Origin of the sequence: Nocardia australiensis, assembly GCF_020733705.1 — a bacterium.
Lineage (GTDB): Bacteria > Actinomycetota > Actinomycetes > Mycobacteriales > Mycobacteriaceae > Nocardia > Nocardia australiensis.
Window position 1 is genome coordinate 316,830 of sequence record NZ_JAJFZM010000017.1, and the last position, 21,150, is coordinate 337,979.

At 65.9% G+C, this 21,150-nt stretch carries 20 protein-coding genes and 1 pseudogene; 9 read left to right on the plus strand and 12 right to left on the minus strand.

The features are described 5' to 3' along the window. Nucleotides 1-66 precede the first annotated feature (66 nt). Together recG and LKE06_RS30665 are read right to left on the minus strand one after the other, a co-directional pair. Nucleotides 67-2,337 (minus strand): ATP-dependent DNA helicase RecG, encoded by a 2,271-nt coding sequence (recG, locus tag LKE06_RS30660; RefSeq protein WP_228002937.1) that lies wholly within the window; start codon nt 2,335-2,337, stop codon nt 67-69. A gap of 4 nt (nt 2,338-2,341) precedes the next feature. Continuing rightward, nucleotides 2,342-4,174, minus strand: a complete 1,833-nt coding sequence (locus LKE06_RS30665; RefSeq protein WP_228002938.1) for a DAK2 domain-containing protein — start codon at nt 4,172-4,174, stop codon at nt 2,342-2,344. A gap of 332 nt (nt 4,175-4,506) precedes the next feature. Here LKE06_RS30665 and rpmB point away from each other — a divergent pair, with 332 nt between their 5' ends. The 3 genes from rpmB to LKE06_RS30680 all read left to right on the plus strand — a co-directional run bounded on the left by rpmB (nt 4,507) and on the right by LKE06_RS30680 (nt 6,144). Beyond that, entirely contained in the window at nt 4,507-4,698 is a 192-nt protein-coding gene (rpmB, locus tag LKE06_RS30670) for a 50S ribosomal protein L28 (RefSeq protein ID WP_039799620.1), read from the plus strand. Nucleotides 4,699-4,773: 75 nt separating this feature from the next. Next, nucleotides 4,774-5,283, plus strand: a complete 510-nt coding sequence (locus LKE06_RS30675) for a GNAT family N-acetyltransferase (protein WP_228002939.1) — start codon at nt 4,774-4,776, stop codon at nt 5,281-5,283. An 81-nt stretch (nt 5,284-5,364) separates the two neighbouring features. Next, nucleotides 5,365-6,144: an enoyl-CoA hydratase/isomerase family protein gene (locus LKE06_RS30680; protein WP_228002940.1), complete on the plus strand. Its 780-nt coding sequence runs from the start codon at nt 5,365-5,367 to the stop codon at nt 6,142-6,144. A gap of 18 nt (nt 6,145-6,162) precedes the next feature. Here the strand turns inward: LKE06_RS30680 and LKE06_RS30685 are convergent, their stop codons facing one another. From LKE06_RS30685 to LKE06_RS30700, 4 genes are read right to left on the minus strand one after another with little or no spacing between them, the layout of a single operon-like run. Then, nucleotides 6,163-7,029, minus strand: a complete 867-nt coding sequence (locus LKE06_RS30685; protein ID WP_228002941.1) for an alpha/beta fold hydrolase — start codon at nt 7,027-7,029, stop codon at nt 6,163-6,165. Between the two features lie 56 nt (nt 7,030-7,085). Then, nucleotides 7,086-7,325, minus strand: a complete 240-nt coding sequence (locus LKE06_RS30690; RefSeq protein ID WP_228002942.1) for a hypothetical protein — start codon at nt 7,323-7,325, stop codon at nt 7,086-7,088. A gap of 44 nt (nt 7,326-7,369) precedes the next feature. Further along, nucleotides 7,370-8,053 carry a uracil-DNA glycosylase gene (locus LKE06_RS30695; RefSeq protein ID WP_228002943.1) on the minus strand — a complete coding sequence of 228 codons (684 nt, stop codon included), beginning with the start codon at nt 8,051-8,053 and terminating at the stop codon, nt 7,370-7,372. An 11-nt stretch (nt 8,054-8,064) separates the two neighbouring features. Then, nucleotides 8,065-9,072: a thiamine-phosphate kinase gene (locus LKE06_RS30700; protein ID WP_228002944.1), complete on the minus strand. Its 1,008-nt coding sequence runs from the start codon at nt 9,070-9,072 to the stop codon at nt 8,065-8,067. Between the two features lie 180 nt (nt 9,073-9,252). On the opposite strand from LKE06_RS30700, the gene LKE06_RS30705 reads away from it, so the two are divergent. Further along, complete coding sequence (locus LKE06_RS30705; RefSeq protein WP_228002945.1) at nt 9,253-9,921, plus strand: DUF3515 domain-containing protein; 669 nt, start codon at nt 9,253-9,255, stop codon at nt 9,919-9,921. Between the two features lie 58 nt (nt 9,922-9,979). On the opposite strand, the gene LKE06_RS30710 is transcribed toward LKE06_RS30705, so the two are convergent. From LKE06_RS30710 to LKE06_RS30720, 3 genes are all read right to left on the minus strand, one after another. Beyond that, entirely contained in the window at nt 9,980-10,279 is a 300-nt protein-coding gene (locus tag LKE06_RS30710) for a DUF6191 domain-containing protein (RefSeq protein WP_228002946.1), read from the minus strand. Between the two features lie 33 nt (nt 10,280-10,312). Further along, entirely contained in the window at nt 10,313-11,425 is a 1,113-nt protein-coding gene (locus tag LKE06_RS30715) for a D-alanine--D-alanine ligase family protein (RefSeq protein ID WP_228002947.1), read from the minus strand. A 96-nt stretch (nt 11,426-11,521) separates the two neighbouring features. After that, nucleotides 11,522-12,532, minus strand: a complete 1,011-nt coding sequence (locus tag LKE06_RS30720) for an NAD(P)H-dependent glycerol-3-phosphate dehydrogenase (RefSeq protein WP_228002948.1) — start codon at nt 12,530-12,532, stop codon at nt 11,522-11,524. A 75-nt stretch (nt 12,533-12,607) separates the two neighbouring features. Here LKE06_RS30720 and cofC point away from each other — a divergent pair, with 75 nt between their 5' ends. From cofC to LKE06_RS30735, 3 genes and pseudogenes are all read left to right on the plus strand, one after another. After that, on the plus strand, nt 12,608-13,306 hold the full coding sequence (gene cofC / locus LKE06_RS30725) for a 2-phospho-L-lactate guanylyltransferase (RefSeq protein WP_228002949.1): 699 nt from the start codon (nt 12,608-12,610) through the stop codon (nt 13,304-13,306). A gap of 162 nt (nt 13,307-13,468) precedes the next feature. Beyond that, nucleotides 13,469-15,595 (plus strand): annotated as a pseudogene (locus tag LKE06_RS30730) (RNA degradosome polyphosphate kinase); the annotation flags it as partial. Between the two features lie 20 nt (nt 15,596-15,615). After that, nucleotides 15,616-16,560, plus strand: a complete 945-nt coding sequence (locus tag LKE06_RS30735; RefSeq protein ID WP_228003278.1) for an NUDIX hydrolase — start codon at nt 15,616-15,618, stop codon at nt 16,558-16,560. A gap of 161 nt (nt 16,561-16,721) precedes the next feature. On the opposite strand, the gene LKE06_RS30740 is transcribed toward LKE06_RS30735, so the two are convergent. The 3 genes from LKE06_RS30740 to leuC all read right to left on the minus strand — a co-directional run bounded on the left by LKE06_RS30740 (nt 16,722) and on the right by leuC (nt 19,675). Then, a complete protein-coding gene (locus tag LKE06_RS30740) occupies nt 16,722-17,378 on the minus strand; it encodes an HU family DNA-binding protein (RefSeq protein WP_228002950.1) in 657 nt (218 codons plus the stop codon). Nucleotides 17,379-17,534: 156 nt separating this feature from the next. Continuing rightward, the gene (gene leuD, locus LKE06_RS30745) at nt 17,535-18,143 is read right to left on the minus strand and encodes a 3-isopropylmalate dehydratase small subunit (RefSeq protein WP_228003279.1); all 609 of its coding nucleotides are present in this window, start codon (nt 18,141-18,143) and stop codon (nt 17,535-17,537) included. A gap of 107 nt (nt 18,144-18,250) precedes the next feature. Beyond that, on the minus strand, nt 18,251-19,675 hold the full coding sequence (gene leuC, locus LKE06_RS30750) for a 3-isopropylmalate dehydratase large subunit (protein WP_228002951.1): 1,425 nt from the start codon (nt 19,673-19,675) through the stop codon (nt 18,251-18,253). Between the two features lie 166 nt (nt 19,676-19,841). On the opposite strand from leuC, the gene LKE06_RS30755 reads away from it, so the two are divergent. Together LKE06_RS30755 and LKE06_RS30760 are read left to right on the plus strand one after the other, a co-directional pair. Further along, nucleotides 19,842-20,543: an IclR family transcriptional regulator gene (locus LKE06_RS30755; RefSeq protein ID WP_228002952.1), complete on the plus strand. Its 702-nt coding sequence runs from the start codon at nt 19,842-19,844 to the stop codon at nt 20,541-20,543. Between the two features lie 32 nt (nt 20,544-20,575). Next, complete coding sequence (locus LKE06_RS30760) at nt 20,576-21,076, plus strand: PPOX class F420-dependent oxidoreductase (RefSeq protein WP_228002953.1); 501 nt, start codon at nt 20,576-20,578, stop codon at nt 21,074-21,076. The last annotated feature ends 74 nt before the right edge of the window (nt 21,077-21,150 follow it).

Here is a 21,150-nt window from a genome sequence, read left to right on the forward strand (position 1 = left end):
CCGCGATCACCTGGCGCCGGCGCGGATTCGTCAATAGCGATCCGTGCCGACGCATTCGCGCGTTCTTCAGGACTTCGCGAGGTACTCGAGGCGATCGGTGTTGACGGCGGCGTGCATCATTTGGGCCAAGGCCGGATGGTTCTTCAGCCCCGGATCGGATTCGACCAGCTCGCGAGCCTGCTGCTGGGCGGCGGTGATCACTTCCAGATCATCCAGCAGCGAGAGCAGGCGCAGCGAGCTGGTGGTACCGGATTGAGCCGCGCCGAGCACGTCGCCTTCCCGGCGTTGTCGCAGGTCGAGGACGGCGAGTTCGAAGCCGTCGGTGGTGGCCGCGACCGCATTCAGCCGGGCCATCGCCGTACCTGCCGGATTCGCGTCGGTGATCAGTAGGCACAGGCCGGGGTGTTCGCCTCGGCCGATACGACCGCGTAACTGGTGCAGTTGGCTGACGCCGAAACGGTCGGCGTCGAGGATGACCATTACGGTCGCGTTCGGGACATCAACGCCGACCTCGACGACGGTGGTGCAGACGAGCACATCGATATCGCCGTCGTTGAAAGCGCGCATCACCTGATCTTTTTCGTCCGACGGGAGCCGGCCGTGCAGCAGCCCGACCCGGACGCTCGCGAGCGCGCCGGTGCTCAGCGTCTCGAATACCTCGACTGCGGCCTGGGTGGTCGGGCCCTCCTTCTCCGTCTCCGCGGCTTTCTTGCCGCCCTTGCCGGAGCCGTTCTCCTCATCCGTGCCGATCCGGGAGCAGACGACATATGCCTGGCGTCCGGCCTGCACTTCTTCCAGGATTCGTTCCCAAGCGCGGTCCACCCACTTCGGATGTTGTTTGCGCGGCACAACTTTCGACACGATCGGCGAACGACCACGCGGCAGCTGGGTGAGGGTTGAGGTCTCCAGATCGCCGAGGGTCGTCATCGCGATGGTCCGCGGGATCGGCGTCGCGGTCATCACAAGTAGGTGCGGACTCGCGCCCGCTTTCGCCTTGGCGCGCAGCGCATCCCGTTGTTCGACACCGAATCGGTGCTGCTCGTCGACGACGACCATGCCCAGGTCGAAGAACTCCACCGCGTCCTGAATCAGCGCGTGTGTGCCGATGACGATGCCCGCCTCGCCGGTCACCGCGTCCAGCAGCGCCGCCTTCTTGGCGCTCGCCGACATCGAACCGGTCACCAGCACCACCTTGGTGGCCTGCTCGGCGGCTCCGAGCTCACCGGCGGTACCGAGATCGCCGAGCATCCCACGCAGCGACCGATAATGCTGGGCGGCAAGAACTTCCGTCGGCGCGAGCAGCGCACACTGCTGGCCGGCGTCGACCACCTGCAGCATCGCGTGCAGCGCGACGATCGTCTTGCCCGACCCGACCTCGCCCTGTAGCAGGCGGTGCATGGGATGGCTACGCGACAGGTCGACCGAGATCTCCGAGATAACCTGCTGCTGTCCCTCGGTCAATTCGAAGGGCAGCCTCGTATCGAAAACAGCGGCGATACCGTCCGGCCGTGGCGGGCACGGCTTCGCGGCGCGGCCTTCGGCATCGCGACGCCGCTGCGCCAGCACCAGTTGCAGCGCCAGCGCCTCATCGAAACGCAGCCGCTGCCTTGCCTGTTCGATATCGGACTTGCCTTCGGGCAGGTGAATCAATCGCAGTGCGTCGGAGACCTGCATCAGCTCGCGATCGGCCCGAATACGCTCCGGCAGTGGGTCATCCATCGGGTCGAGCTGATCGAGCACCTGCCGGATACAGGCCAGCAGATCCCAGCTCTGCACCTTGGCGGTCGCCGGGTACACCGGAATGTACTCCCGCTCGAAGAACGAGACATCCACGCCCCCAGCACCTTTCGCGCTCTGTGCCAAACCGCGCAGCGCACCGCCGCCGCGCACCGAGGTCAAATTCTCGACCGAGCCGTCGCCCTTCTCCGGCAGGATCAGATAGTCCGGGTGCGAGAGGTTCCAGCGATCCGGCCGCCACCAGTGCACGGTTCCCGACATCATCGCCCGGACACCTTCGTGGACAAGGTAACTCACCTTGTCACCGTTGAAGAAGGTGATCTCGATCGGACGCGCCGAGCCGGTATCGAGCACCACCTTCAGCAGGCGGCCCCTACGGTTCTTCATCGGCCGCAGTTCGGTTTTCGTCACCCGGCCGATCACGGTGATATGCGCGCCCTCCTCGGGTTCCTCCTGGGTAAGTGGCTGCCCCTGGGTGGCGTAGCGCAAAGGGTAGTGCCGCAACAGATCCTCGACGGTGTGCATGTCGAAGGCATCGGCGAGCGGCTCGGCCGCTTTCACGCCGAGCAGGTGGTCGAGCCGATCGCTCAGTGTCGCCATGGTTCTATTCCACCCCTATCTGCACCAGATCTCCGTGCTGCCCACCGGAATACACGGCGACCTCGACACCCGCGAACCCTTGCGCGATATGTTCGGCCAGCTCGCCGGCCAGACCGGCGGGCGCCGTCGCACCCATCAACAACGTCACCAATTCGCCACCGAAACCCAGCATTCGATCCAGCAGGGTCAGTCCCGCCGTCCGCACATCCCGGTCGATAACTACCACATCGTTGCCGACCAATCCGAGCCCGTCACCGGGTTCGCAGGTACCGACCATGGTGAGCGCGCGCTCGGTGGCGGCGCGCAGCGAACCCCATCGGGTGGCCGCCGCCGCCTCCGACATCGCGAAGCCGTCGTCGACGGCGATCCGTCCGCGATCGTGCACGGCCAGCGCCGCCAGGCCCTGCACCATGGATCCGCTGGGCAGCAACAGGACGTCGCGGTTCGCGTCACGAGCCGCGACACCGACGGCGACCAGTTCATGCGCGGGCAGCGCGCCATTGGGCAGCACCAGCACCTCCCGATGGGGCAGTTGCCGGATAGCGGCCAGCAGCGCGGCACTCGACACCGCGTCATCACCACCGAGCACGACCGCTCCCGCCGCTTCGAACAACGCCGCGGCGCCCGCGCCCGCCGCAACGGCCAGCACCCCGCGATCCGCGGGACGATCCGCGGCGTCCTCCGAGAGCGAGGTGCCCGCCACCGCTTCGGCGGCGACTACCGCCGAACCGGTCTGTCCAGCCGAATAGGCACGCGCGACGCCCACCTTCGGTGTGAGGGATCGGGTCTGCTCGACGGATTTTGTGTGCGCATCGGTGTAGGCGTCCGGGTGGATCGAGTCTGGACGCGCGGTGACCACGAAGCTCTCGATTCGAATATCACTCAACGTTCCGGCGGCCAGCCCGGCCTCCACCGCTGCGCCCGCGTCGACACAGTGCACATGGGCCGACCAGGATCCGGTGCCGTCACCGACAACGACCACCGAATCCCCCAGTTCGGCCAGGGTGTCTCGCAACCGGGTAACGCGCAGGCCATCGGTGTGCTCCAGCAGGTACATCACTTCGAAATGGGGTGCGGATTCCACCTGATGGCCGGGCGCGGCGGACACGATCGGGGATTGCGATCGAGTCGGCAAGGTGTCGGTGTCACGCACATACGCGGGCCGTTCGGGTGTCTGCCCCAGAGTGACCGAAACCAGGCTGTCCAGCAGCACCACCAACCCGCGCGCTCCCGCGTCCACCACCCCCGCCGCACGCAGGACTCCGAGTTGCGCCGGGGTATCGCCCAGCGCCTTCGCGGCGCCTTCGGCAGCCGCCACCGCCACCTCCGCCAGCGACAGATCCGGGCAGGCGCCCGCGCAATCCGCCGCACGATCCAGGACAGTCAGTATGGTCCCCTCGACCGGCACACTGAGCCCTTCGCGCACCAGGGCCGACGCCCTGGCCAACGCGTGACGCAGGGTGGGCCCGGTCAGTGGTCCGCCGATCACCGCTTCCGCGATACCGCGCAATACCTGCGACAGAATGATCCCGGAGTTGCCACGGGCGCCGAGCGTCGCGCCCCGCGACATCGCGGCGGCGACATCATGCGCCGATAGCTTGCTCACGGAAGGCTCACCGGTCGTGGCAATCCGTACCGTCTCCGCGGCCTGCATCGCCGCGCGCATGGTCGCCAGCATGTTGGTTCCGGTATCGGCGTCCGCGATCGGGAAGACATTGAGCGTGTTGATCTCCTCGCGCCTGCGTTCCAGCCCCTCGAGGCAGGCGCGGCCCCAGCGCAGCAGCGCCGCACCGTCCAGAGCGCTCGGGCGGACGAAAGTCCGGCTATCGCTCGTCATGTCCCGCACTCCCGGGCACCGCCACCTCTTTCCGCGTCCATTCGTACCGTCGCGCACCACTACCGTCCGCCAGGTTAGCGGGCGTGGGCGACAGTCGATTCGGGCCTGGTGGATCACTACGCCGGCCGAGGTTCGCTGGTCCGCGTCACGTATCCGCGAACGGACCCGGTTTGGCGGATCGGGGACCCGGCGGTTAACCTTGCAGGGTTGCCTCGCGCGGCCGTCGACCGGTTTGCGCTGGCCGACATCAGTCGGCAGGGCATAAGACCTTGTTTCCGGGCCTGCTGCCGCAAAGCAGCGGTCCACACCATGACATGAAGGAGTTCGCGACTATGGCTGCCGTCTGCGACGTCTGCGCCAAGGGCCCCGGCTTCGGGAAGTCGGTCTCGCACTCGCACCGGCGTACCAACCGTCGCTGGAACCCGAACATCCAGACCGTTCGCGCCCAGGTTGCGCCGGGTAACACCCGCCGCATGAACGTGTGCACCTCCTGCTTGAAGGCAGGCAAGGTTGCTCGCGGCTGATTAGGCCGCACCACAACCGACGCACGCCCCGGCACCCTTTGGGTGTTCCGGGGCGTTGTCATAGATATGGTCGAGATGAATCCGAATCCGTGGCGCATCTCCCCACTCGCCGCCGAGCACACCCACAGCCTCGCCGAGTGTCATATCGCCTGCTGGCGCGAAGCATATCGGGATCTCGTGCCCGCCCACGTGCTCGCCGCCTTCGACGTCGAACGACGGGCCCAGCAGTGGGAACGGCTTCGGGTCGAAAACTCGGGACACACCTTCGTGGCGCTCGTCGATGACAGCGTGATCGGCTTCGCCGGTTCGGGTCCGACCCGTGACCAGCAACCTGCGACACCGATGGAGCTCAGCGCCATGTACGTGCGCGAGTCCTGGTACGGCACGGGTGTCGCACATGAGCTCATGCGCGCCGCTCTGGATCCCGCGCAGGCATATTCGCTATGGGTGTTCGAGGAAAACCCGCGCGCGCGGGCCTTCTATCGCAAATATGGGTTCGAACCCGATGGCACCCGCCGAGTCGAAGCATTCACTCCCGCGATGGAAATCAGAATGGTGCGATCCCCGGACCGCGCACACCTGTGAGTCCGTCGGCGGCACTTGACCTCTCGGTAGTCGTCGCCGCCACGGTTCATCCGCGTCGGGGGCGCGATAGGGTGAATGACCATGACCTCCACCGAGCAGACCGAGTACGTCACCATCGTCGATGGTGTACTGCAGATCATCATCGCCACCGCGGCCAACGGCACCTCGATGGATTTCGCGGGCATCAACGCCGGGGCGGCAGCGCTGCGGGCACTCGGCCCCGAGGTGGGCGCGGTGCTGCTGACGGGTACGGGCGCCAACTTCTGCGCGGGAGGCAACGTGCGCGGTTTCGCGGCCGCTGAGGACCGCGCCGCACATATCCACAGTCTCGCAACAGATCTGCACGATTTCGTGCGCGCACTGGACGCGACCACGGTGCCGGTCATCGCGGCGGTGCGAGGCTGGGCGGCGGGCGCGGGCATGAGCCTGGTCTGCACGGCGGATATCGCTATCGGCGGCCCGGCTACCAAACTACGTCCGGCATATCCGGGAATCGGACTGAGCCCGGACGGTGGGATGTCGTGGACGCTACCGCGTCTGGTCGGCATCGGCCGCGCTCGTGAAATCCTGCTCACCGACACCGTTCTCGATGCCGATGAGGCGGTGCGGCTCGGAATTCTCAGCAGGCTGGTCGCCGATGACGAGGTGCGAGCCGAGGCGGGCGAACTCGCCCGAACCCTCGCCACCGGACCACGATCCACCTACGCGAGCATCAAATCGCTACTGGCGCAGTCGATTTCGTCGACGCTCAGCGATCAACTCGATCACGAACGCGATGCGATCACCGCCGCCGTTGACAGTGCTGCGGGCATCGAGGGTGTCAACGCCTTCGTCGAGAAGCGCCGACCCGACTACACATGACCGATCCACGGCCCGCTGTCACCGCGACCGGGTCTCCAGTACGAATCGTGCCACCGCGTCGGTGAAGGAATCGTTGTCGTCACCGGCCGCTGTATGGGCCGCTCCGCCGATCTCGACGAGCTCGGCGTGCGGCACCAGCTCCAGGAACGCGGCGGCCCCCTCGGCGCTCACCACATCGGATTTGGTACCGCGCACCAGCAGGACGGGGATCGTCAACTTACGTGCGGCGGCCTCTAGCTGATCGGCCTTATCCGTCGGGTCCTCGACACCATTGGCGAGCATGCTGGGATCCCAATGCCAGTACCAGCGTCCGTCTCGTTCCCGCAGATTCCGCAGCAGGCCGTCGGAACTCTTGGGCCGGGGCCGATGCGGCATGTATTCGGCGACCGCGTCGGCGGCCTGGTCGACGGTGTCGAAACCGTCGCGATGTTTGCCGAGGAAGTCGATGACCCGCGCGACACCCTCGGACTCGGGCCGGGCGACGATATCGACGAGCACGAGTGCGCGAATAGCCTCACCACCGTCGACGGTGGTGGTGAGCAGCCCGGTGATCCCGCCCATGCTAGCGCCGACCACGACCGCGGGGGCGCCGAGCTGCTCCAACACCGACACCAGATCATCGACCATGGTCTCGCGCCGGTAGTCGGCATCGGGCGCCCACTGGCTGTCACCGTGACCGCGTGCGTCCACGGTGACCACCCGCATCCCGGCGGCAGCCAGCTTCGCGCCCGTCTGCTTCCACGAGTGCCGGGTCTGCCCACCCCCGTGCAGGAACACCACGAGCGGGCCGTCGATGGGACCGTACTGGTCGGCGACCAGTACGACCCCACCTGAACCAACCAACCGGAGCCTGACCGGATCGAGAAGATTGTTCGCATTACTCACGATCTGAGGATCGCACAGCGCAACGCGGCGGCTGCGCGAGGCTCACGAATCGGCTGTCAGCACGACAGCGACAACCTCATCGCCAGGCACGCGATCTTGGCGTTGACCGAGGCGGAAATGGTGGAGGACCCGGTGGAGGTGAATTCCTCGGCAACCGGAGCCGAGGACGACTCGGTGGCGGGCTCGAGCGGCAGCGGTGCCGCCCCGGCGACGGTCGCGCCGCCTGCCAGCGCGGCACACAGGGCCAGCGTGGCGATGGTGCCGCGCAGAGCGCCGCGAACAGTCTTGTTGTGCATAGTGCTCCTCATGTGATTCTCTATTCTTGATGGGGGTCGAGCGTTCAGGGCAGGCGCCAGTCCACCGGCTCGGCGCCGAGTTCGTCCAGCAGTTCGTTCACCCGGGAGAACGGACGAGAGCCGAAGAAACCGCGCGACGCCGATAGCGGCGACGGATGCACGGACTCGATGAAGGGCACCTCCGCCGCGGACAGCGTGGGCTTCAAGGTCGACGCGTCTTTACCCCACAGAATGGCGACCAGCGGCTCGTCCCGTGCGACAAGCGCACGAATTGCCTGCTCTGTCACCGCTTCCCAGCCTTTGCCGCGATGCGAGGCGGGCTCCCGAGGCGTAACGGTCAGAACTCGGTTCAGCATCAGCACACCCTGATCCGACCAGGGGCTCAGGTCGCCACACGACGGTGTCGGGTGCCCGAGGTCCTTGTTGTATTCGCTGAAGATATTGGCGAGACTGCGCGGGACCGGCGAAACATCGGGCGCGACAGAGAAACTCAGTCCCATCGCGTGCCCGGGCGTCGGGTACGGATCCTGGCCGACGACCAGCACCCGCACCGCGTCGAACGGACGCTGGAAAGCACGCAGCACGTTCTCACCGGCCGGTAGGTAACCGCGGCCGGCGGCGTTCTCCGCGCGCAGGAAATCACCCATGACCGAGATCTGTTCCGCAACCGGCTCCAGAGCTTTCGCCCAACCAGGATCCATGATTTCCGTCAATGGTTTCGCGCCCATGACCGGACAACCTATCGGGTCTCCGGCCCGGCCACCGAGTCCGCCCCACCGAACGATTCCCAGCCGCCGCGCCCCGGACGCCGGACGCCGTCCACCGTAACGCCGTGACCTGCCCGCACCCGGCCGATCGGTACCCAGCCCACAGGCAGATTCGCCTCCGGCGGCCAGGTCGCGGCGAACGCGTGGTCCTCGCCGCCGGTCAGAATCCATTGCGCCGCATCGGTATCCAGGTGTTCGGCGACCGTCTCCAATGCCGGGTCGCGCAATGCCGCGCGGGAGAGATCGATGCCGACACCGGACGCCTCGGCGATATGGCCGAGATCGGCGAGCAGACCGTCGGAGACATCGGTGAGCGCGGTCGGCACTTCTACCGGACCGGCCGGCGCGGTTATCGCGGAAGAGTCGACCAGGTGGTCCAGCACCGACGCGTATGGCGGCTGCGGAAACCGGTGGGCCGCAAGCACATCCGTGTACGCATCGGAACGCTCGATACCGGAGGAGAGCACCTCCAGTCCCGCCGCGGACCAGCCGAGACGCCCCGCGACCGCCACCGTATCGCCCACTCGCGCACCCGCTCTGGTGATCGGCGCCCGGCCGCGCAGATCACCGAAGGCTGTCACCGAAATAACGATCTCCGGGCTGCGAACCAGGTCACCGCCCGCGATAGAACCACCCGCTCGAGCGGCTTCGGCCCACATTCCAGCGCTCAACCCGTCAACCACATCGATCGGGGTATCGGCCGGGCAACCGAGCGCGACCACGAACGCGGTCGGCACCGCACCCATCGCCACCACATCGGCGGCGTTCTGCGCGATGGCCTTGCGCCCGATGTCGTGTGGACTCGACCAGTCGATCCGGAAATGCCGACCCTGCACCAGCATGTCGGTGGTCACCACGAAACGACCATCCGGAGCCGCCACTAATGCGGCATCATCTCCTGGACCGAGTAGCACCCCCGCCGCCTGCACCCGGCCGGCGTTGATTCGCTCGATGAGCGCGAACTCCCCCAGCTCACCCACCGTCTTGGGCCCCGTACTCTCGCTGATGACCGGCCCTTCCCGACGTCGTGCTGGCTGGAATCGCCACGACGGTACTCTTACCAGGGCAATCGAGTACTACTGGGCCGGTGCGTAGCACCCGCGACAGACAAGCCGCGGCACGCCGACTGGCACCGACCCGACCTGGAAGGACCGGTAAAGATGGCGGCAGATTCGTCGGAGCCCGATTCATCGAAGCCCGATTCATCGGAGGGCACCTCAGCGCAGGCCGCCGCAGATTCCGCGTCGACCGGCGGCGACACCGAAGCGAGCTCCGCCGAATCCGCCGCCCCGTCCAGCAGCTATTCACCGGCACTCATCGCCACGGCGGTCGCCTTGCCGGTAGTCCTGATCGTGGCCGTACTAGTTGCCGCGATCCTCGCGCACCGAGCCCCTACCGAACGAGAACCCCTGGTACTCGGCCCGGTGCCCGCACCAGCCGCGACCGGTCCGGCCTGCACCGCCCTGCTCCCGGCACTGCCCGCCGACCTCGGCGACTACACGAAGTCCCAACTCGTCGAGCCCACCCCGCCCGCCACCCGCGCCTGGCAGCACGCCGACGGCGGCGACCCGATCGTGCTGCGCTGCGGCCTGGACCGCCCGCTGGAATTCAATCGCGCCTCCGCGCTGCAAATCGTGAACGGCGTCCAATGGTTCGAGGCCAGAGATCCGGCAAGCAAGGCGAGCACCTGGTTCGCCGTCGACCGCGAAACCTACATCGCCCTGACCGTGCCCGACGGCTCCGGTCCGACTCCCCTACAAGAGGTTTCGGACACCATCACCGCGAACCTTCCAGCGCAAGCCATCGACCCGGGTCCGCTGCCGAACTGACCGTCGATAGCCACAGAACGGTTCGGGGCACACGTCTTCCCCACTGCCGCAGCATGTTTCAGTCCCGATGCTGGACCGTCGCCTTACTGGCGGTCAAATCCACATCGATCCCACCGGGCGCACCATCCCCGGGATTTTCTCGATGCATCAGTGTGGACTGCTGCTGGGCGAATTCGTGGTGCCGCCCGGCCGCGAACACGGCGTCGAACTGCTCGAAACCAACCGCCGAAATCGGTCGATCGGTCCCACGCATCCAGGGCACCAACGCCTTGCCGGTCACCTTCCGCCACGTCATCTCGGTGAAGGCGAGCGCGACAAGCAGTAGTGCCAACCCCGGAATCGTCACGGCCACGAGCATGATTCGAGACTACCGGCGCGCCCCACGAATCGGCTAGCGCAGCCCGGTGCCCCTCGCGATCGCCGTATCGATCAGCGTCGACACCAAACCCGCATAATCGACACCAGCCGCCTCCCACATACGTGGGTACATGGAAATCGAGGTGAAGCCGGGCATGGTGTTGATTTCGTTGATCACCGGACCGTCCTCGGTGACGAAGAAGTCGACGCGGGCCAGGCCCTCGCAGTCGAGGGCGCGGAAGGCGCGCACGGCAAGTTCCCTGACACGGTCGGATATGTCGTCGTCCAGCTTCGCCGGGACGTCGAATTCGCAGACGTCGTCGAGATATTTGGTGTCGAAGTCATAGAACTCGGGGGCGTCGGACGCTGTTTCAGGCATCCTGATCTCGGCAACCACGCTGGCCTCGACCCGGCCATCCGGGAATTCCAGCACACCGCACTCGACTTCACGACCCACGATGCCTGCCTCCACGATCACCTTCGGATCATGCGCGCGGGCCGCCGCGATGGCCGTGTCCAGCTCACTCCAATTGGTGATCTTGGTAATTCCGATAGAGGAGCCACCGCGCGCGGGCTTGACGAACGCGGGCAACCCCAGCCGCACCCGGTCGTCCTCACTCACCGTGCTGGTTCCCGGCCGCAACACCACCTGAAGGCCGATCGGCAGTCCTTCCGCCGCGAGCAGCTTCTTCGTGAATTCCTTGTCCATACCCGCCGCGCTGGCCAGCACGCCCGGTCCCACGTACGGAATACCGGTCAGCTCGAGCATGCCCTGCAGCGTGCCGTCCTCACCGAAAGGACCATGCAGGACCGGGAAAACCACATCGACCGAACCCAATGCGGCACCGGGATCGTCGAGCGCCACCAGCGCACCGGACCGGCTCGGGTCGGCGGCCAGTACCAGCGCGGTGCCCGCGCTGTCCACCGACGGCAGCGCCGTATCGCCCTCGGAATTCCCCTGGAATCCGAGCGCCGCGATATCGGACGAGCCGAGCACCCAGCTGCCCTCGCGGGTTATGCCGATAGGAACCGCCTCGTACCGTTCCGGATCCAGGTTGCGCAGCACGCTGCCGGCCGACACACACGACACGGCGTGCTCGTTGCTGCGCCCGCCGAACACCACAGCCACCCTGATCCGGTTCGTCATGAACCGAACCGTACCCGTTGTAACGGTTTCCCTAACCTTCTGCCCTGGACACCTTCGAGGTCAGGGCGCTACGTGCCTATCGCGGCCAGGCATGGATTATTCCGGTTTGATCCGGCGACCGAGCAACGTGCCGACCGCCGCACTGACCGAAACGCCTTCGTGGCACACCTGATGTACCCCGTCGGTCAGCGGCATCTCCACATCGTGCGCGGCGGCCAGCGCACGAATGGATGTGCAGGATTTCACACCCTCGGCGACCTGCCCATGAGTGGCATCCTGGGCGGACTCCATCGACCCGCCCGCGCCGAGGACATACCCGAAGGACCGATTGCGTGACAGTGGCGACGTGCACGTCGCCACCAGGTCACCGACGCCGGCCAGACCCGCGAGGGTGACCGGCTGGGCGCCGAGCGCGACACCGAGCCGAATGATCTCGGCCAGTCCACGGGTGATCAGGCTGGCGATCGAGTTGTCGCCCAAGCCCATTCCCGCCGCGATCCCGCACGCCAGTGCGATGACGTTCTTGCACGCACCGCCGATCTCGCACCCGATCACATCGGTGTTGGTGTAGGGCCGGAAGTATCCGGTCGCGCTGGCCTGCTGCACCGCGACCGCACGCGCGGCGTCGGTGCAGGCGATCACGGTCGCCGCGGGCTGACGTGCGGCGACCTCCCCGGCCAGGTTCGGACCCGACAACACCGCGATTCGGCTCTCGTCGGCGCCGCTGACCTGAGCGATCACCTCGCTCATTCGCAGGAGGGTTCCGGTCTCGATCCCCTTGGCCACACTCAACAACGTCGCGTTGTGATCGGACAGCGCCGTGCCGATGGCGTCGTTCCATTGTTCGAGATTTCCGCGCAGCGACTGCGACGGCACCGCGAGTACCACGATTTCGGCGCCATCGATGGCCCGTGCGGGATCATGGGTAGCCGTCACCGGGGGCAGTTGCACATCGGGCAGGTAGAACGGATTGCGATGGTCGGTCGTCAATGCTTCGGCCACCTCGGGCCGCCTGGCCCAGATCGTGACGTCGGTTCCCGCTTCCGCCAACACCTTCGCGAATGCGGTCCCCCATGATCCCGCTCCCATTACTGCCGCCCTCGTCATCAGCCCAATATGCCATCCCGGATGGGCACCGCACCCGATACCCCGGATCCGGTGTGTTTAAGGAAGGATTGACGCATGCGTCCGCACGCCGTGCACGCCGTCATCGCGGTGAAGAACCTCGATACGGCCAAGAGCCGCCTGGCCGACCGGCTGCGCCCGGAGCATCGGGCGCGGCTGGTGCTTGCCATGCTCGCCGATACTGTGACCGCCGCTGTCGCGGTGCCGCAGATCGCGTCGGTCACCGTGGTCACCCCCGATCCGACGGTCACAAACCTGGCTCACACGCTCGGCACCACAGTGCATCCGGAGCCGTATCGCGGCCGGGTCGACCCCGCCGCCCCGGATGGCCTCAATACCGCCCTGACCTCCGCTGCCACGGCCCTGCGTGAGCGGCACGGCCCGATCGAACTGCTGGCTTTGCAGGCGGATCTGCCCGCGCTGCGCCCGGAGGAACTGTCGGACATGCTGGCCACCGCACCGCTCGGACGACGTTCGGTTGTGGTCGACCACGCCGGTAGCGGTACCGCCGCGCTATTTGTCCGAGACACCACCGCACCGCTTGATCCCCGATTCGGACCCGACTCCGCGCGCAGGCATATCGCCTCGGGCGCGGTTGATTTGACCGGGATCTGGCCGGGGCTGCGATTGGATGTCGACACCGCGGCCGATCTGAGCTGTGCCGTCACCCTCGGCGCCGGTGATTCCACCCGAGCTGTGCTGCACGACATCGGGTGGCCCGAACGTGTTCATGAGCACGTTCCGAACGTATGCTAAATAGTCGCCACACTCGACGTGATACTCACGTCAATCGTGGTGTCGACCTGCGCACAGCCGACTGGGTAAGGGATGATATTCGGCGTGAGTGAGCGAAGCGAGCGAACCGTATATCAGCGCGCATCGCGCATGTCGGAGCCGAGCGTCGGCGACCAGAAGTTACTTCCCACGCCACCGCCCGCCGCGACACCGCTGCCGGAAGAGTCCACGATGGAGCGGTTGCCACGCGATCGCTACCTGAACCGCGAACTGAGCTGGCTCGACTTCAACGCCAGGGTGCTGGCCCTCGCCGAGGACGAGTCGCTGCCGTTGCTGGAGCGCGCGAAATTCTTGGCGATCTTCGCGTCGAATCTCGACGAGTTCTACATGGTTCGCGTCGCCGGCCTGAAGCGCCGCGCCGAGACCGGGCTGTCGGTGCGTTCGGCGGATGGCCGCTCGCCCACCGAACAATTGGAGCTCATCGCGGCACGGGCCCAGGAGATCGCCGATCGGCATGCCCGGGTCTTCCTCGATTCCGTGCTGCCCACGCTGACCAGCGAGGGCATCGACATCATCGACTGGAACGATCTGGACGATGATGAGCGCCAGCGTCTTTCGGGACATTTCCAGGATCAGGTCTTCCCGGTACTCACCCCGCTCGCGGTCGACCCCGCCCACCCGTTCCCGTACATCAGCGGCCTGAGCCTGAATCTCGCGGTGACGGTGAAGGATTCCGCCACCGGCGGCGAACACTTCGCCAGGGTTAAGGTGCCCGATAACGTCGACCGGTTCGTCCGTGTACGGCGCACCGACTCCGGCACTCCGATCGCGGCGTTCCTGCCGATGGAGGAGCTGATCGCGGCCCATCTCGACCAGCTGTTCCCCGGTATGAAGGTGGTCGAGCACCACGCGTTCCGGATCACCCGCAACGCCGACTTCGAGGTCGATGAGGATCGCGATGAGGACCTGCTGCAGGCCCTGGAGCGCGAACTCGCGCGGCGGCGCTTCGGTTCGCCGGTGCGGCTGGAGGTTTCCGACGATATGACCGAGCACATGCTCGATCTGCTGTTGCGGGAGCTCGAAGTCGACGCGGGCGATGTCATCCAGGTGCCCGGCCTGCTCGACCTGTCGTGCCTGTGGCAGGTGTATGGCGTCGATCGGCCGAACCTCAAGGACGCACCGTATGTCCCGGCCACCCCTGCCGCCTTCGGCGAGCGGGAGACCCCGCGCAATGTCTTCGCGGCGCTGCGAGAGGGTGACGTGCTGGTGCACCACCCCTACGACTCGTTCTCCACCAGCGTGCAGCGGTTCATCGAGCAGGCCGCCGCCGACCCGCAGGTGCTGGCGATCAAGCAGACCCTGTACCGCACCTCCGGCGACTCCCCCATCGTGAACGCGCTCATCGATGCCGCGGAGGCGGGCAAACAGGTCGTCGCGCTGGTCGAGATCAAGGCACGCTTCGACGAGCAGGCCAACATCAAATGGGCGCGCGCGCTGGAACAGGCCGGCGTGCACGTCGTGTACGGCCTCATCGGCCTCAAGACCCACTGCAAGACCTGCCTGGTGGTGCGGCGTGAGGGCGCCACCATCCGCCGCTATTGCCACATCGGCACCGGCAACTACAACCCGAAGACCGCGCGCCTGTACGAGGACGTCGGATTACTCACCGCCGCACCGGAAATCGGCGCCGATCTGACCGATTTGTTCAATTCGCTGACCGGTTACTCACGAAAAGCCAACTACCGCAACTTACTTGTGGCGCCGCAGGGGGTTCGCGCCGGAATCATCGAACGAATCCAACGCGAAACCGAGCTCGCCCAGCAAGGCGTCCCTGCCCGAATTCGACTGAAAGCCAATGCAATTGTCGATGAGCAGATCATCGACGCGCTCTATCGCGCCTCCCAAGCCGGCGTACCGGTCCAGATCGTGGTGCGCGGTATCTGCGGGCTGCGCCCCGGCGTTCCAGGGATGAGCGATAATATCGAGGTTCGCTCGATTCTCGGCCGCTTCCTGGAACATTCGCGAATCATGCACTTTCAGGCGCAGGATCAGTACTGGATCGGCAGTGCCGACATGATGCACCGCAACCTCGACCGCCGCGTGGAAGTCATGGCCCAGGTGAAGGATCCACGACTCACCGAGCAAATGAGCGGGGTATTCGATTCCGCTCTGGATCCGATGACCCGCTGCTGGGTTCTACAGGCCGATGGCAGTTGGCACGCCTGGCCGGAACAGACGGGCAGGGACGGCGAACAGGTTAGAGACCACCAACAGTTCCTCATGCGACTGCGGAGGCCGGACCAGCCGTGACCGGGGCTACGGGATACGAGATGGATGGGGGCCCGATCTGGGATCCCCGGGTAACAGCGAACATTCACGCCGCCGGGGCGGTGTTATGGCGACGTTCGTCCGCGGATTCGGGCGTCATCGAGATCGCCGTCGTCCATCGCCCTAAGTATCAGGATTGGTCGCTGCCCAAGGGCAAACTCGACCCTGGCGAAACACCGGTGCTGGCCGCAGTGCGCGAGGTGCGGGAAGAGACCGGCCTGGACTGCCGCCTCGGCCGCTATCTCGGCCATGTGACGTATCCGGTTCCAGGACACCGGAAACTGAAGCGCGTCGACTATTGGGCCGCCGAGGTCGCCGGTGGTGAATTCGCCGCCAATTCCGAGGTCGACCTACTGAACTGGTACCCGCTCGACCGAGTGATGGACCAATTGTCCTACCCCATGGACCGGCAGGTGGTACGCGCGTTTACCAGGCTGCCCGCTGACACCGGCTCATTGCTGCTGGTACGGCACTCGAAGGCGGGCCGCAGGGACCGATTCAACGGCCCGGACGACGAACGCCCGCTGGAGCGGGCCGGACAGCACCAGGCGCAGGCCCTGGTGCCAAATCTATTGGCATTCGGCGCATCCGAGATCTACTCCGCTCCGCCTTCGCGCTGTGTCCAGACGGTGATGCCGTTGGCACAGAAACTCGGCGCGGACATCGTCCTCGAGCCGCTGTTCTCCGAAAATGGTTATGCCGCAGCGCCGGACGCCGCCCATAAGCGCGTACGCGAGCTCGTATCGGATCGTTCGGTGCCGGTGCTGTGCAGTCAGGGCAAGGTAATTCCCGACCTGCTCGGCTGGTGGGCACAGCGCGACGGCATCACACTGCCGTCCGCGCGCAACCGCAAAGGCAGCGTATGGGTGCTGTCGTTCGCGGCTGGAAAGCTGGTTGCCGCCGACCATCTCGACCGCTCGCTCTCGGGCGCCGTCGTCAAATCCTGACGGTGTTGAGCGCCACGGCAGCAGACGGACCGCGCGAAGCACCGAAATGGCCCCGGGGGCGAACCCCGGGGCCGTTTCGAGCCGGTAGGAGAGAGCGATCGGGCCGTCAACGCCCAATCACCGGGCAGCACAGCGTCGTTTGACGACGCCACACCTCCGCGTCAGCGCCCGCGACGGGCGGGAGCCTTCTTCGCTGTGGTCTTCTTGGCGGGGGCCTTCTTCGCTGCCGTGGTCTTCTTGGCCGCAGTGGTCTTCTTGGCCGCCGTCACCTTCTTCGCAGGCGCCTTCTTGGCTGGGGCCTTCTTGACCGCTGCGGCCTTCGCGGGAGCCTTCCGCACTGCCGCCTTGGTCGCGGGCGCCTTACGGGCCGTGGTCTTCGCCGGGGCCTTCTTGGCGGGCGCCTTCTTCGCTGGAGCCGTCTTCTTGGCGGCGGCCTTCTTCGCGGCCGCCTTCTTGGCGGCCTTCTTCGCCGCCGTCTTCGTCGCTGCCACCGGCGCATTCGCGCCGCGCTTCACGGCGGGACCGCTTGCGGTGAGCTTCTGCTTACCGGCAATCACTGCCTTGAATTGAGCGCCCGGCCGGAATGCGGGCACCGAAGTGGGCTTCACCTTGACGGTTTCACCGGTGCGCGGATTCCGCGCAACCCGAGCCGCACGCTTACGCTGTTCGAACACACCGAATCCGGTGATTGTGACGCTCTGACCCTTGTGCACCGCGCGCACGATGGTGTCGACCACGTGCTCGACTGCCGCGGTGGCCGTGCGCCTGTCCGTACCCAACTTTTCGGTCAGAACGTCGATCAGTTCCGCCTTGTTCATTGAATCCTCCGCAGACTAATGGCCCGTCGTCGGACCGACTAGGTACCACGGTAAACCCAGTTTGGACAAGAGTCTATGTGCCACGCCAAAATTCATGTGGTTTAGCACACGTCCAGCTACCACTCCAAGGGGTGCACAGCTATCTACGCTGGGTGATTACGCTTGCGAAATATGCGCTGGAAGGGTGGCGGGTTTCCAACTTGGCCTTGCCTTTTCGAACTCGTCGATGGCGTCACTGCGCCGTAGCGTGAGCCCGATGTCGTCCAAACCTTCCAGCAGACGCCACCTGGTGTAGTCATCAATATCAAACGGCAACACAGCGGTTCCGGCTGTCACCGTGCGCGCTTCGAGGTCTACAACCAATTCCAGCCCGGGCTGTTCCTCGAGCAACTTCCAGAGCATTTCGACATCGTTCTGTGACATCTGCGCGGCAAGAAGCCCACCCTTGCCCGCATTACCACGGAAGATGTCCGCGAAGCGTGCGGAGATGACAACCCGAAAACCGAAGTCCGACAGGGCCCAAACGGCATGCTCACGTGAGGATCCGGTACCGAAATCCGGTCCGGCCACCAACACACTGCCACGGTTGTAGGGCTCAGTGTTGAGAATGAAGTCCGAGTCAGATCGCCATGCGGCGAACAAGCCGTCCTCGAATCCCGTTCGGGTCACACGCTTCAGATACACAGCCGGAATGATCTGATCTGTGTCGACATTGGAACGGCGCAGCGGGACACCGATCCCCTTGTGCACGGTGAAGGCTTCCATTACTTGATTCTCCTGGGTCATAAGGCGATTTGGACTGCCATCGGTATTGATTCGAACCGACGCGATGGGATTCGGAACAGCTTGTGCGGGAACTTCCCCGCGGTAGGTCAGTTCAGGTCCGCGGGCGCCGCGAGGGTGCCTCGGACTGCCGTCGCGGCCGCTACGAGCGGAGAAACCAGGTGCGTGCGGCCACCTTTGCCCTGCCTACCCTCGAAGTTGCGGTTCGATGTCGACGCGCAACGCTGCCCCGGTTCCAGCTGATCCGGATTCATTCCCAAGCACATAGAGCAACCGGCTTGACGCCATTCGGCGCCCGCCGCGGTGAAAATCTCGCCCAGTCCTTCTTTTTCCGCTTGCGCGCGAACTCGCATCGAGCCCGGTACAACCAACATTCGGACACCATCGGCGACCTTGCGTCCCTTCAAAATCGCGGCCACCGAACGCAAATCCTCGATGCGCCCGTTGGTGCACGAACCGACGAATACCGTGTCGATCGCCACCTCCCGAAGTGGAGTTCCCGGCTCCAAATCCATGTATCGCAACGCTTTCTCCGCGGACTCGCGAGCCGTCTCATCGGCAATCCGCGCCGGATCGGGCACGACATCCCCCAGCGGCGAACCCTGTCCTGGGTTGGTGCCCCAGGTGACGAACGGCGTCAGTGCATTCGCGTCGATGTGAACCTCGGCATCGAAAGTCGCGCCCTCATCGGTCCGAAGCCCATCCCAGGCGGCCACTGCGGCATCCCAGTCGGCTCCCTGCGGCGCGTGCGGGCGGCCCTTCAGGAATTCGTAGGTTGTTTCATCCGGCGCGATCATGCCGGCCCTTGCGCCCGCCTCGATGGACATGTTGCAGATGGTCATTCGCGCTTCCATCGACATGGCGCGGATCGCATCGCCGCGATACTCGAGCACGTAGCCCTGACCGCCGCCGGTGCCGATCTCGGCAATGACGGCGAGAATCAGGTCCTTACTAGTGACACCGTCCGGCAATTGCCCGTCGACGGTGATCGCCATGGTCTTGAATGGGCGCAGCGAGAGCGTCTGGGTAGCAAGGACGTGTTCGACCTCGCTGGTACCGATACCCATTGCCAGCGCGCCGAATGCGCCGTGCGTGGAGGTATGGCTATCGCCGCACACCACGGTGGTGCCGGGCTGGGTCAGACCCAGCTGCGGCCCTACGACGTGCACGATGCCCTGATCCAGATCACCCATCCGATGCAGTCGCACACCGAATTCCGCGCAATTACGTCGCAGCGTTTCCACCTGGGTGCGCGAAATCGGGTCGGCGATCGGCTTATCGATGTCGGTCGTCGGGACGTTGTGATCCTCGGTCGCGATGGTCAGATCGGGCCTGCGCACCGGCCGACCGGCCGCGCGGAGCCCGTCGAAGGCCTGCGGACTGGTCACCTCATGCACGAGATGCAGATCGATGTAGATCAGATCCGGCTCACGCGAAGCGCCTTCGCCCTCGCCGCGAGCGACGACGTGTTGTTCCCATACCTTCTCGGCCAGCGTGCGTGCGCGGTCGGCCATTATGGATCACCCTTTCCGACGAGCATCCGGTCCGCGATCTGGGCTGAGAGCGCGGCGCCGGTTGCATAAAAGTTTGCAGATAGCGCCGACCGGATATCCGCGAGCGGCCGACACCGGAATCCACCAGCATTGGCAATCTCACTATCCGAGACGCTAGTATCGTTCTATGAGACAGCATAGCGGTATCGGCGTCCTCGACAAAGCGGTGTCGGTGTTGTACGCCGTCGTGGAGCATCCTTGCGGTCTCAACGACCTCTGCACCCGCACCGGCCTGCCACGCGCGACCGCCCACCGCCTGGCCGTCGGCCTCGAGGTACACCGCCTGCTGGCCCGCGACAACAACGGCCTGTGGCGCCCCGGCCCCGCACTTGCCGAGCTCGCCACGGGCGCCTCCGATCCGCTGCACGAGGCCGCGGCGGCAATTCTGCCCCGGCTGCGCGAGATCACCGGCGAAAGCGTGCAGATCTACTGCCGCGACGGCAATGCGAGGGTCTGCGTCGCCGCACTCGAGCCGACCGTCGGCCTGCGCGATACCGTCCCGATCGGCTCCCGGCTGCCACTCACCGCGGGATCCGCGGCCAAGGTGTTGCTCACGTGGGCCGATTCGGAACTGCAACGCACGATTCTCGCCGACGCGGTATTCGGCGAGCGCGCGCTGGCCGAGGTACGCAAGCGTGGCTGGGCTCAGAGCGCTGCCGAACGCGCCAGCGGCGTCGCGAGCGTCTCCGCTCCGGTGCGCGACGCGGCAGGCACTGTGATTGCGGCGGTATCCGTATCGGGCCCCATCGATCGCATGGGCAGGCGACCCGGCGCGCGTTGGGCTGCCGACCTGGTCGCCGCCGCGGAAGCGATACACAAGCGCCTGTAACAGGTTCTAGTGGCACTCACTACAGTTGGCCCATGGGAGCAAACCAACGGGCACAGATCGTGATGTCCGACACCGAGGTCACCGATTTCCTGACGCGCAGCCGCATCGCGACCCTCGCCACCATCGGCCCGAAGGGCACGCCGCATTTGATCGCCATGTGGTACGGGCTGATCGACGGCGAGCTGTGGTTCGAAACCAAGGCCAAGTCACAGAAGGCCGTCAACCTGCGCCGCGACCCGCGCGTCACCTGCATGATCGAAGCGGGCGAAACCTACGACACCCTGCGCGGCGTCTCCATCGAAGGCCACGCCGAGATCATCGACGATCCGGACCGGCTGTACGCGGTGGGCGTCAGCGTGTGGGAGCGCTACACCGGTCCCTACAGCGAAGAGGTCCGCCCTTTCGTCGAGCAGATGCTGCACAAGCGGGTCGCGATCCGTGTGGTGGCCGACCGGCTGCGCAGCTGGGACCACCGCAAGCTCGGCCTGCCGGCGATGCCGGTCGGTGGCACCACCGCGCACGCGCTCGACTGAATAACCGGGGCGGGCCTTCCGCTCGGAATCCCACCGAACGGCGCGAAATCTGCCTGACAAGGCGACGCGGGCAC